Consider the following 11,791-nt stretch of genomic DNA (forward strand, 5'->3'; position numbering starts at 1 on the left):
GGGTCGGACCATGGCAGCCGCCCGGCAGCGACCCGCCCGCCTCCTCACCCGAATCCTTCCGGCCGCCGGAATCCTCCTGGGGCTGGCCGGCTGCTCCGTCGCGTCCCCCGAACCCGACCCCCTCTACGCCGGCGCGTCCGCGACTCCCCCGGCATCCCCCGGCTCCGCTGCTCCCCCGGCAGCCCCGGCGGCGCTTCCCGGCCTCGAATATGGAGGCGATGCCGCGACCGGGCTCGGCCTCCCCTGGTCGGTGGTGGTGCTCGACGGCGGTGGCCTCGTCGTCTCCGAGCGCGAGACCGGCGAGATCAAGCGCGTCAGCGGCACCGCCACCGAGGTGATCGGCAGCATCCCGGAGGCGGCGGCCGCGTCGGGCGAGGGCGGCCTGCTCGGCCTCGCCGTGGGTGCGGGACCGGAACCCGATGCGCTCTACGCCTACTACACCTCGGCCACGGACAACCGCGTGGTGCGAATGCCCTGGACCGACGGCCGGCTCGGCGCCCCGGAACCGATCCTGACCGGCATCCCGAAGGCGGACATCCACAACGGCGGGCGGCTCGCCGTCGGGCCGGACGGCCACCTCTACATCGGCACCGGCGACGCCGGCACCCGGGACGATGCGCAGGACCCGGACGGCCTCGGCGGGAAGATCCTGCGGATCACGCCCGACGGCGGGATCCCCGACGACAACCCGACGCCCGGCTCCCCCGTCTACAGCCTCGGACACCGCAACGTGCAGGGGCTCGCCTGGGACTCGGCGGGCAGGCTCTGGGCGTCGGAGTTCGGCCCGGAGGTGGACGACGAACTGAACCTCGTGACACCCGGTGGGAACTACGGCTGGCCGGAGGTCACCGGGGCGCCCGGTGATGCGCGGTACATCGACGCCCAGGTGGTGTGGCCGTCCACGGCGGCATCCTCGCCGAGCGGCATGGCGATCCTGGCCGACGTCGCCTACATCGGCGGTCTGCGGGGGCAGCGCCTGTGGCAGGTCCCGCTCCGCGACGGCACAGCGGGTGAACCGGTCAGCCACTTCGACGGGGAGTACGGGCGGCTGCGGGACGTCACGGCCGGCACGGACGGATCCCTGCTCGTGGCGACCAACGAGTCCGGTGATGCCAGGATCCTGCGCATCGGACTGGACGCGGCCCGTTGAGCGCGCAGCGGGCACGGGTGGCCCGGCGCCGAGGACCGTCCACGAGGACGGGCCCGGAGGCCGGTTTCATGTTTCGGCCGAACTGCTGGTAGAGTTTCATGCTGTTGCGGATGACCGGACCGAGCGAAATCGGGAAGGAAAACGCCACGCACCTCTAGCTCAATTGGCAGAGCAATTGACTCTTAATCAATGGGTTTCGGGTTCAAGTCCCGAGGGGTGCACTTCGGATCCCCGTTCGTCAGGTCTCGCCGCCTGGAGGACGGGGATTCGTTCGTTCCAGGGCCCTGCCGTCGATGCCCGGACCGGCAGACGTCCCCTTCCTCTGACCCACCTCGACCCGCCCGGACGTTCCGCCGCGCCGGGTGCCCATACCCGTGGCACACCCGCACCGGGTCTGGGCCGCCGCGCCGGGTGCAGGCCTCCCGCCGCGTGCAGGCGTCCCGGCGGCCGCCTTCGCCGGGTGCTCCCGCCCGTCCGCCCGGCGGGTTCCCCCGGGCCGGGCCTACGATGGACGCGTGAACGAAATCCTGGCCTTCGCCGGAAGCTACTGGTGGCTCGTCTTCCCGCTCTCCGGTGTGTTCGCGATCTGGGGGAAGTCGTGGTCCGACGCGACCGAGCGACGCCACCGGCGCAAGGTGGAGCTCTACCGCCTGAAGCATCCCGCCACCCTGCACGGGGCCCACGCCCAGCCCGAACAGCTGCAGTCCCGCGGACGCGGACGCGACGTCGAACACGTCGAGCGCATGCACGACGAGGTCGACCGGAAGTGGCTGTCCTATGAGCTCGACGCGGCGAAGCTGATCGACTACCCCACCATGACGGACGTCCGGGAGCCGCTCACCGTCGCCTTCCTGCGGGCCAAGCGTGTCGCCGACTCCCTGCGGCCCGAGGACCGCACGGGCGTGTCCGCCGAGGACCTCGCGGAGTACCGGTCCGCCGTCACCTCCTACGACGTCGCGTTCCAGGTGGCGGAGACCGAGGCACGGCGGGTCCGTGCGAGCGGCTTCACCGCGGCCGAACGCCAGCGGCTGGAGACGGCCCGCAAACTCGTCACGGTAGCCGTCGACGACGCCGCCACGGCCGCGGAACGGCAGACCGCGTACCGGCGTGCGCGCCGCGAACTCGACGGGCTGATCGTCCTGCCCGATGCCACGATCAGCGACCTCGAGGAGAGGATCGCGGGCGCGATCGACCAGCGCCGCCCCTGACCTTCCCAGCACGCCGTCCCTGGACGATAATCGCTCCTGTCATCACGGAGGCGTGGCGCAGGCCACCCGGCAGGAAGCGGACACCATGGCAGCGACGATCAACACCTACCTCAGCTTCAGGGACACCGCGGCGGAGGCGATGGAGTTCTACCAGTCCGTGTTCGGCGGGGACCTGCAGCGCAGCACCTTCGGCGAGTTCCAGATGAGCGAGGATCCCGCCGAGCAGGACAAGATCATGCACTCGATGCTGACGACCCCCTCGGGCCAGGTGATCATGGCGTCGGACACACCCAACGGCATGGAGTACACGCCTCCGGCAGGCCACTCGATCTCCATCAGCGGCGACGACGAGGCCGAGCTCCGCGGCTACTGGGATGCCCTGGCCGGCAGCGGCACCGCGGTCCTCCCCCTGTCCGAGTCGCCCTGGGGCGACAGCTTCGGCATGTGCGTCGATCGCTTCGGCGTCTCCTGGATGGTGAACATCGCAGGGACCGCGGCCGGCGGGCCTGCCGAGGACGACGCCCGTGCGGAGGGGATGGGCGAGACCAGCGCCGTCTGACGTCACGCCCCCGGGACGACGGGCCGGGACCTGCGGGGCGAGGTCGAGCGTCGGCTCGTCCGGCGTGGACAGGGTGAGCACCCCCTCCTCGATGCGCTCGTGGTCCTCGATGTCGCGCTCCACGGCGCGGAGGGCGACGGCGACCTCCTGCTCCCGGCGGTCCCCCACCCGGTCCACCGCCGCGACGAGGTACGGGCGCTCCGGCCCCAGGTACTCGAGGTGCAGGTACGTCACGCGGTCGATCCCCGCGTGCGCGCCCAGGCGCCGGGCCGCCGACGCGAGCAGGTCAGGTGACACGGCCTGGCCCACGATGAAGCGCCGGGTGCGGTCGATCAGGATCACGGCGATCACCCCGAGGAGCACGCCAACGAGGAGGGACCCGACGGCGTCCGGGACGGGCGATCCCGTGAGCTGGTGCAGCAGGATGCCGAGGAACGCGATGAGGAGGCCGAGCAGCGCGGCCGCGTCCTCGGCAAAGACCGGCCGTCCCTCCGGAGGGGCCGGCGGGCCGGGGCGCGCCGACGGCACGCCCCGGCCCGCCCACCGACTACTTGGACGCTTCCTTGTTCACATCGGTCGGCGAGTCGAACTCGCGGTCCGGGAGGTTCCCCAGGGTTTCGAGGACGGCGTCGTCGGCGCCCTTGTCCTTGGCGTGCTGGACGATCTCCTCCTTGGACGCGGGGTACTCCATGCCGCCCAGTGCCTTCTGGATGTCGATCGGACTCGGATCTGCCATGTGGTGCTCCTTCGTGTCGGTTCGTACCCTGTGGCGCTCCCGGGGCGGGAGCACCGTCACTGGCCCAGGATCACCCGGGCAGCGTCTGTGTCCCGGTCCGTGACCGTGGTCGGCGCCTCGAGGTGCACGGCACCGGACGGGATGATGCCCGCGCCGCCGTACCGCTCCATGACACGCCACTGCGCCGCGATGTCCTCCCCGGCGTGTCCGGGCGGCAGCCGGTCCCAGAAGTCGAAGCCGCCGCAGTCCACGAGGGCCTCCCGGTCGAAGAGGACGCAGCCGCCCACCCAGGCGACGCGGTAGAGCCTCCAGTCCCCGGCGGGGAGCGCGAGGTCGGCGGCGGCGTGGGCCAGGTTCGCGGCGTTGTGCAGCGGCCAGCGGGCGAAGCCCTCGGTGCCGGGGCGGATCCGCTCCGGCACCACCTCGTCTCCGGGCCAGAACGTCAGTTCGGTGCGCTCCTGCGGCCGGCGGTCGCCGAGGTAGGACAGGCCCTGGACCGCTGAGCCCACGAACCCGCATCCGGCGGCCCGCAGCGCCCGGACCATGCGGTCCAGCGACCCGGGTTCGAGCCAGACGTCGTTGTCGAGGAAGAGGACGAGGGGGGCGCTCGCGAGTCCGAGGAGGTAGTGCCGGTGCTCGGCCAGGCCCCTGCGCGGCAGGTGCCGCTCGAGCCGGACCGGCCGGCCCTGCGCCTCGAGGACCCGCACCATCGCGCGGACCGCGGGCTGGACCCAGGACGCCGCCTCGCCGTCGGTCTGGTCGCTCACGACGACGCGGAAGGCGACGCCCTCCTGCGCCGCGAGGCCCGCGAGCGTCACGGCGAGTTCCGCCGGTCGTCCGTAGGACGGGATCAGCACGTCGAGGACGGCTTCGTCCGCGGGCGCGTCCACCGCCCATGCGCCCGACCAGCGGGGCGTCACGGCACGTCACCCTGCAGGGGCGCCGACTGGATCCTGCGCACGACCGCCGCGGTCGAGCGTTCCGGGACGTAGTCGAGGATGGCGACCCGTCCGCCGCCGGCTTCGACGGCAGGGGTCTCCTCGAGCATCTGCGCGGTGTAGTCGCCGCCCTTCGCGTACACGTCGGGCCTGAGCAGTTCGATCAGCGGCACGAGGGTGTCGGTGGAGAAGACGGTCACGTAGTCGACGCAGCTCAGGGACGCGATGATGCCGGCGCGGTCCGCGATCGGGTTGATGGGCCGGTCGGGGCCCTTGAGGCGGCGCACCCCGGCGTCGTCGTTCAGGGCGACCACCAGCACGTCGCCGAGCTGCTTGGCCTGGTCGAGGGAGCGCGTGTGGCCGCGGTGCAGCACGTCGAAGCACCCGTTGGTCAGGACGATGCGCCTGCCCGCCGCGCGGTCCTCCTCCACCCTCCGCAGGAGCTCGGCCGTGGACAGCGCGGTGTCGGCGACCTGCTGCAGGTGGCTCGTGAGGTCCGCCGTCGTGCAGACGGAGGTGCCCGGGCGGTGCACGACGACGTCCGCGGCGGCCTGAGCGAGGTCGAGGCTCGTGGTGAGCGGCAGGCCCGCGGCCCGCGCGGCCGTGAGGCTCGCGACGAAGGTGTCCCCGGCGCCGGAGGCCTGCCTCTCGGTGGCGGGCCGGGCCCACGTCCGGTGTTCCTCGCCGTCCCGGCCGAGCAGCACGGTGCCGTCCCGGTCCAGGGTGACGACGACCGCGGCGGCGTTCGTGGCGGCGAGGAGCTCGCCCCTCCGACCGGCGACCGTCGCGGCCCGGTCCGAGCGCGGGTCGAGGCGGACGGCGAGGACCTGCGCGGCCTCCTGCGCGTTCGGCGTCACGATGTCCGGGCCGAGCGACGCCCACGCCGCGGTGTCGTGGGCGTCGACGACGACGAGCGTGCCCTCCTCGATGCCCGACGGGTGCCCGAGCGCGGCGCGGACCTCCTCGTCGAGCGTGCCCGAGCCGTAGTCGCAGACGACCACGGCGTCGGCGCCGGCGACGGCGGCGGGGACCGTCGCGGCGAGAGCGGCGACGGCCGACGCGGGGAGCCCGTCGTGCGTGTCGTCGAGGCGCAGCATGACCTGGTCCCCGCTGATGATCCGGTACTTCGTGGTGGTGCCGACCCGGGGGTCCTGCAGCAGGTGGGTGGTGTCCACGCCCGCGTCCTCGAGGATGCCGCGCAGCCGCCGACCGGCGTCGTCGGCGCCGATCAGCCCGCACATGCGCACCGTCGCGCCGAGCGCGGCGAGGTTCATCGCGGTGTTCGCCGCTCCGCCGGCCGCGTAGTCACGCCGGGTGATGTCCACGACCGGCGCGGGAGCCTCCCGGCAGAAACGCTCGCTGGTGCCGCTCCACCAGCCGTCCAGGATGGCGTCGCCGATCACGGTGACGCCGGGGGCGCGGTCCGCGATGGCCGCGGGCACCCAGGCGGCGAGACCGCGGACGTCCGAGAGGTCGTCCGTGCCGCCGTGCCGCCGGAGTGCCTCGCTCCGGGAGGAGTCCTGCCGCGCGTCGTCCATCAGGCACCGGCCTGCGGCGGGGCGCTGATGTGCACGACCTTCACGAGGGCGAACTCGTCGAGCAGCTCGGGCCCGTAGCCGAAGCCCGCACCGCTGATGCCGCGGGGCTGGGCCGATCCGCCGGGTGCGCCGCCGAAGACGGCGTTGACCTTGACGGTCCCGACGGACAACCCGGCGATCGCCTGCTGTGCGTGGGCGATGGCACCCGTCAGCACGCTCGCGGCGAGCCCGTACGGACCGGCGGCGGCGAGGCGCAGGCCGTCCTCGAAGCTGTCCACGACGGTCACCGGTGCGACCGGACCGAAGGTCTCCTCGGTCATGACGGTCATCGCCTCGGTGCAGTGCGTGAGCACCGTCGCCGGGTAGTGGGCGCCCGGTCCGTCCGGCACGTGCCCGCCCTCCAGGCACCGTGCGCCGAGTCCGATCGCCTCCGCGACCTGCCCGTCCACGATGTCCCGCATCCGGCGGTCCACGAGCGGGGCGAAATCGCCGCTCGTGTTGCGGCTCCGTGCCTCGTCGGTGAGGGCGGCGAGGAAGGGCTCGGCGATGGCCCTGTGTACGTAGATGCGTTCCACGGACGTGCAGATCTGGCCGCTGTTCGCGAAGGCGCCCAGCGCCGCCTGGCCGGCGGCCCAGACCGGGTCGACGTCGGCGTCGACGATCAGCGGGTCGTTGCCGCCGTTCTCCCGGATGACGTGGGCGCCGGTGAGCGACGCCGCCCGGGCGATGCGGGCCCCGGTGGCGCTGGAGCCGACGTGGGCGAAGACGTCCACGCCCGTCTCCATCGTGATCATCTGCCCCACCCCGGCGCCGCCCGTCAGGGTCGTCAGGACCCCGGCGGGGAACGCCGGCTGCAGCAGGCGTCCGAGCAGCTCCCCCACGTGGGGGCACCGCTCGCTCGGCTTGTGGATGACGGCGTTGCCCGTGACGAGCGCGGCGCCGATGAGCCCGGCGGCCACGGCCACGGGATCGTTCCACGGCGTCAGGAGCGCGGCGACCCCGCGCGGCTCGGCGACGGTGTAGTCCGTGGCGGTGACGGCACCGCGCAGGCTGAGCCCGCGGTGCACGGGGCCGAGTTCCGCGTACTGCTCGAGCGTGGCGATCGCGGCCTCCACCCCGCCGAGGGCGTCGGCGGGCGGCTTGCCGGTCTCCCGCGTGTTCAGTTCCGCCAGTTCACGGGCACCGGCCCGCAGCGCCGCGGCGGCCCGCCGCAGGGCGGCACCGCGGTCCGCGGGGCTCGTGGCCGCCCACTCGGGCTGCACGGCGCGTGCCAGCGAGACGGCCAGGGCCACCTGGTCCCGGTTGGCGGAGGGCAGCGTGCCCACCTCGCTCCCGTCGCGGGGATCGGAGATGGTGATGGACTCGTCGTCCTCCACGTCGAGCAGGGTGTGTGCCTGGGAGTTGATGGACATTGCGCTCCTCGGTGTCGTGTGGTGCCGCGGCGTGGTCCCGCGGCACGGCTAGTGGTCCCGTACCCGCCTCCCGTGCTTTCACACAGGGCGCACGCCGGTTTCTGCACCCCGAGCGGTCCTCAGCACGCTTAGCCTATGGTGGCGGGAGGAGGAGCAGCGGGTCTCCTGCGCCCGGCGAAGGCGTTGACAGCGCGGGATCCCGCCTGCCGGTCGCAGGCCGGGAGGCCGGCGGGGCCCGCGCGCACGATGTCGAGCAGCGACAGGAACGGGGAGAACGTGACACGGCAAGGGAACACGACGGCCGATTTCGGCGGTCGGCAGGACGCGGCGAGGTCGGTCGGGCCCGTGCTCGCGCCGTTCGAGGACATCCGGCGGATCGCCGTCCTGCGCGGCGGCGGCCTCGGCGACCTCATGTTCGCCCTGCCGGCCATCGCCGCACTGAAGGACCGCTACCCCGCGGCGCGGATCACCCTGCTCGGCATGCCCGGACACGCAGCGCTGCTCGACGGCAGGCCCGGTCCGGTCTCCGAGGTCCTGGAGCTGCCCGTCTCCCCCGGTGTCCGCCCCGGCGAGGAGGACGCGCGGGCCGTCGACCGCTTCTTCGCCTCCGTCAGCGGCTCCTTCGACCTCGCCGTACAGCTCCACGGCGGCGGGCGCAATTCCAACCCCTTCCTCCTGCGGCTCGGCGCCCGCCACAGCATCGGGACGCGTACCCCCGACGCCGTGGGGCTCGAGCGGAGCATCCCGTACGTCTACTACCAGCACGAGGTGTTCCGTGCCCTCGAGGTGGTGGGGCTGGCCGGCGCTGTGGCGCAGGACCTCGAGCCGCGCGTCGAGGTGCTGCCCGAGGAGGCGGTGCGCGCGGCGCAGCTGACCGGGCCCGGGCCGGTGGTCGCGCTGCACCCCGGCGCCACGGACCCGCGCCGACGGTGGCCGTCGTCGTCGTTCGCCGAGGTCGCCGTGCGGGCCGCCGCGGACGGCTGCGAGGTGGTGGTCGTCGGCGACGCGACCGACGTGCCGACGGCTGAGGAGATCGTCCGCCTGGCCCTGCGGACTGACCCGACGGCGGACGTCCGCTCGCTCGCGGGGCAGCTCACCCTCGGGGAGCTGACGGGGGTGCTGGACCGCAGCGCCGTGATGGTCGGCAACGACAGCGGGCCCCGCCACCTCGCGCAGGCGGTCGGGACCCCGACGGTCGGCGTGTACTGGATCGGCAACGTCATCAACGCGGGGGCGATGGGACGGAGCCTCCACCGCGTGCATTTCTCCTGGGTCGCCCGGTGCCCCGTGTGCGGGGTGGACGTCAGGCAGGTGGGCTGGACCGCCGAACGCTGCGAGCACGACGACTCGTTCGTTGCGGCGGTCCCACCCGACGCCGTCTACGCGGACGTCGCGGAACTCAGGGCCACGAGCCTTCTTCTGCGTGGGCGATGACCATCTCGCGGATCTCGCAGCTCTTGGGCTGCGAGAGCGCGAAGAGGATCGCCTCGGCCACGCGCTCGGGGTCGTTCAGGCGTGAATCGTCCTGCGGCTTGTACTGCTCGTCGCGGTCGTCGAAGAACCGGGTCTTCATGCCGCCCGGGATGATCGTCGTGACGCCGATCTGCCCGGCCGTCTCCGCGGCGAGGGCCTGCGAGAAGCCCATGACCCCGAACTTCGAGGCGCAGTAGGCCGTCGCGTCGCCCACGGCCTTGATGCCCAGCGTCGAGGCGATCGTGACCACACGGCCGTGCGTCTGCTTCAGGTAGGGCAGGGCGGCGCGGGCGGTGGACGCGGTGCCCATGAGGTTCACGCCGATCACCTTCTCCCACTGGTCCGCGGGAACGGTGTCGAGCGCGCCGCACCGGTCGATGCCGGCCGCGGTGACGACGGCGTCCAGGCCGTCCATCGTCTCGGCGGCCTCCCGGACCGCCGCCTCGACGGCCTCGCGGTCGGAGACGTCGACCTCGAAGGCCTTGACGCCGGTGACCCGGCTGATGTCGCGGTCGAGCACCACCGGGGTGCCTCCCGCCGCGAGCACTCCCTGCACGATGGCCGCGCCGAGGCCGGAGCCCCCGCCGGTCACCAGGACGCGTCCGGGGTTGAAGCCACTGCCCGCCGTGGTCGCTGCCGTGCTTGCCGTGCTTGCTGTCGTGTTCTCGGTCATGCCGTTCCTTTCGTTGCGTGGCTCCCGGCCGGTCGGATCGGTTCGGGTGCGGATCTGCAGCGCGTCAGCCGACTCGGGCGAGCGCGGCTGCAAGTTTCGTGGTGGAGCGGGCCGGGATGTACGGGACGGTGACCGTCCTGCCGCCCCAGCTGCTCACGAGGGCGGCTTCGGGCAGGTCCTCGGCCGCGTAGTCCCCGCCCTTGACCCAGATGTCGGGCTGCAGGCGCGAGATGGCATTCTCCGGCGTCGACTCGCCGAAGACGAGGACGGCGTCCACGCACTCGAGGGCCGAGAGCAGTTCGGCGCGGTCCTCCTGCTTGATGATGGGCCGGCTCTCGCCCTTGAGCCCGCGCACCGACTCGTCGGAGTTCAGGAGGACGATCAGGCAGTCGCCGAGCTGCCGTGCGGCAGCGAGGGTGCGGGCGTGGCCCGCGTGGAGGAGATCGAAGCACCCACCCGTCGCGACGACGGTCCCGCCCGCCTCCCGCGTGCGGCGGGCGACGTCGAGGGCGTCGAGGCCGTCGACCGGCAGCTGCTGCGGCGGGTCCTCCCGGCGGCCCATGGCGCTCACGCCGCCGGAGCCGAGGAACCGCGCCGCGGCTGCCGTGGCCTGCTGGGCGGCCGCGTCGATCGGGTCGCCCTGGGCGAGGCCGACGGCGAGCGCGGAGGCGAACCGGTCGCCCGCGCCGCAGGGGTCGGCGGCGCCGACGCGCGGAGCGGGGACGACCTGCGGCAGGAGGCCCGCCGCGGCGACGAGCGCCCCGTGCTCGCCCATGGTGACGAGGACGGCCCGGCTGCGCCAGGTGGCCAGCAGGACGTCGGCGGCGGCCGCGGCGGCCCGGGTACCGGAACCCTGCACCTCGGCGAACCGCAGCGCCTCACCGATGTTGGGGGTCACCGCGGCGACACCGGGCACGGGCCGGGCGCCGGAGGGGTGGGGATCCCAGACCACCGGGATGGACGCGGCGAGGGCCTCGAGGCGCGCGCGCAGTGCCTCGTTGGCGAGCAGTCCCCGCCCGTAGTCCGCCGCGATGACGGCGTCGGCCCCGTCGAGCGCGGCGAGCATGTCCTCGGTGCAGTCCGGGACGGGCGGCGTGGCGCAGCCCTCGTCGAAGCGCACGACGGGCTGGCCGGACGCCCGTACCCGGGTCTTCACGGGCGTCGGGGCGCCGGAAGGACCGGCGACGACGGTGATGCCCTCGAGTTCGGCGCGGAGCAGCCCGGCGGCGCCGTCCTCGCCGAGGACCGTGACGAGCACGGCCTCGTGACCGTCGGACTCCAGCATGCGGGCCACCAGGCCCGCCCCGCCGGCGCGGCGGCGGACGGCGTCCACGTCGACGACGGGCACGGGGGCGTCGGGCGACAGGCGACCGGCGTCGCCCGAGAGGTCGGTGTCGAGCAGGACGTCCCCCACCACCACGATCCTCATCGCTGCTCCTCCTGCCGGCGGCGGTGCACCTCGGCGTCGAAGGCCCTGCAGATCGCATGGAGGGCGATCAGGTGGCCCTCCTGCGCGTTGGCCGACTGCGCGTCGATCGCCACGAAGTCGTCCACGCACTCGGTCAGCGGGTTCGGGCCCGCCGCGGTCAGTGCCCACGTGGTGACACCGGCCGCCCGGGCCGCGTCCACCGCGTGCAGCAGGTTGGGGCTCTTCCCGCTCGTGCTCAGGAGCAGGAGGATGTCGCCCCGGCGCCCGTGGGCGGTCACCTGGCGGGCGAACATGCGGTCGAAGCCGTAGTCGTTGGCGATCGCCGTGACGGCCGAACTCTCGGCATGGAGGGAGATCGCCGAGAACGGCTCGCGGTCGCCGTCGAACCGGCCCACGAGCTCGGCGGTGAGGTGCTGCGCCTCGGCGGCGGAACCGCCGTTGCCGGCCGCGAGCAGGCGCTGCCCGGCCATCAGCCGCTCCGCCATCTCCACACCCCAGCCGGCGAGCGTGCCGACGTTCTGCAGGAGGGACTCGATGGCCGGGGCGACGGCCCGCAGGTGGTCCGTCACGAGCCGCCGGGAGTCCGCCTCGTGGCGGGACGGGCCGGCCGTCGCGGCGCCCGGCTCGTGCGGGCGTGGACCGCGGACCGGTGCCGTGGGATCGGCGGTCCTGTCC

Annotated in this window: 12 protein-coding genes and 1 tRNA gene; 6 read left to right on the forward strand and 7 right to left on the reverse strand. The window is 73.7% G+C overall.

Features of this window, described 5'->3' with window-relative positions; translation table 11 throughout:
• Positions 1–10: 10 nt before the first annotated feature.
• The 5 genes from CXQ97_RS00725 to CXQ97_RS00745 all read left to right on the forward strand — a co-directional run bounded on the left by CXQ97_RS00725 (position 11) and on the right by CXQ97_RS00745 (position 3,211).
• On the forward strand, positions 11–1,150 hold the full coding sequence (locus tag CXQ97_RS00725; RefSeq protein WP_104178940.1) for a sorbosone dehydrogenase family protein: 1,140 nt from the start codon (positions 11–13) through the stop codon (positions 1,148–1,150).
• Between the two features lie 148 nt (positions 1,151–1,298).
• Positions 1,299–1,371 (forward strand) — tRNA-Lys (locus CXQ97_RS00730).
• Between the two features lie 294 nt (positions 1,372–1,665).
• Positions 1,666–2,358: a hypothetical protein gene (locus tag CXQ97_RS00735; protein ID WP_104178941.1), complete on the forward strand. Its 693-nt coding sequence runs from the start codon at positions 1,666–1,668 to the stop codon at positions 2,356–2,358.
• Positions 2,359–2,443: 85 nt separating this feature from the next.
• Positions 2,444–2,917, forward strand: coding sequence for a VOC family protein (locus tag CXQ97_RS00740; RefSeq protein ID WP_104179333.1), 474 nt, complete (start codon positions 2,444–2,446; stop codon positions 2,915–2,917).
• Positions 2,918–3,016: 99 nt separating this feature from the next.
• The gene (locus CXQ97_RS00745) at positions 3,017–3,211 is read left to right on the forward strand and encodes a hypothetical protein (RefSeq protein ID WP_104178942.1); all 195 of its coding nucleotides are present in this window, start codon (positions 3,017–3,019) and stop codon (positions 3,209–3,211) included.
• A 253-nt stretch (positions 3,212–3,464) separates the two neighbouring features.
• Here the strand turns inward: CXQ97_RS00745 and CXQ97_RS00750 are convergent, their stop codons facing one another.
• From CXQ97_RS00750 to CXQ97_RS00765, 4 genes are read right to left on the reverse strand one after another with little or no spacing between them, the layout of a single operon-like run.
• Complete coding sequence (locus CXQ97_RS00750; protein ID WP_104178943.1) at positions 3,465–3,653, reverse strand: DUF2795 domain-containing protein; 189 nt, start codon at positions 3,651–3,653, stop codon at positions 3,465–3,467.
• 56 nt (positions 3,654–3,709) lie between these two features.
• On the reverse strand, positions 3,710–4,573 hold the full coding sequence (locus tag CXQ97_RS00755; protein WP_104178944.1) for a glycosyltransferase family 2 protein: 864 nt from the start codon (positions 4,571–4,573) through the stop codon (positions 3,710–3,712).
• Positions 4,570–6,129: a PfkB family carbohydrate kinase gene (locus tag CXQ97_RS00760; RefSeq protein ID WP_104178945.1), complete on the reverse strand. Its 1,560-nt coding sequence runs from the start codon at positions 6,127–6,129 to the stop codon at positions 4,570–4,572. Before CXQ97_RS00760 ends, CXQ97_RS00755 begins: the two co-directional genes overlap by 4 nt.
• Positions 6,129–7,541, reverse strand: a complete 1,413-nt coding sequence (locus CXQ97_RS00765; RefSeq protein WP_104178946.1) for an aldehyde dehydrogenase — start codon at positions 7,539–7,541, stop codon at positions 6,129–6,131. Before CXQ97_RS00765 ends, CXQ97_RS00760 begins: the two co-directional genes overlap by 1 nt.
• 276 nt (positions 7,542–7,817) lie before the next feature.
• On the opposite strand from CXQ97_RS00765, the gene CXQ97_RS00770 reads away from it, so the two are divergent.
• Positions 7,818–8,975, forward strand: coding sequence for a glycosyltransferase family 9 protein (locus CXQ97_RS00770; protein ID WP_258062109.1), 1,158 nt, complete (start codon positions 7,818–7,820; stop codon positions 8,973–8,975).
• On the opposite strand, the gene CXQ97_RS00775 is transcribed toward CXQ97_RS00770, so the two are convergent.
• From CXQ97_RS00775 to CXQ97_RS00785, 3 genes are all read right to left on the reverse strand, one after another.
• On the reverse strand, positions 8,941–9,687 hold the full coding sequence (locus CXQ97_RS00775) for an SDR family oxidoreductase (protein ID WP_104178948.1): 747 nt from the start codon (positions 9,685–9,687) through the stop codon (positions 8,941–8,943). The genes CXQ97_RS00770 and CXQ97_RS00775 overlap by 35 nt on opposite strands.
• A 64-nt stretch (positions 9,688–9,751) precedes the next feature.
• Positions 9,752–11,116: a PfkB family carbohydrate kinase gene (locus CXQ97_RS00780; protein ID WP_104178949.1), complete on the reverse strand. Its 1,365-nt coding sequence runs from the start codon at positions 11,114–11,116 to the stop codon at positions 9,752–9,754.
• Positions 11,113–11,685: an SIS domain-containing protein gene (locus CXQ97_RS00785; RefSeq protein ID WP_258062169.1), complete on the reverse strand. Its 573-nt coding sequence runs from the start codon at positions 11,683–11,685 to the stop codon at positions 11,113–11,115. Before CXQ97_RS00785 ends, CXQ97_RS00780 begins: the two co-directional genes overlap by 4 nt.
• Between the last annotated feature and the right edge of the window lie 106 nt (positions 11,686–11,791).

It is taken from the genome of Arthrobacter sp. B0490 (genome assembly GCF_002929355.1).
GTDB lineage: Bacteria > Actinomycetota > Actinomycetes > Actinomycetales > Micrococcaceae > Arthrobacter_D.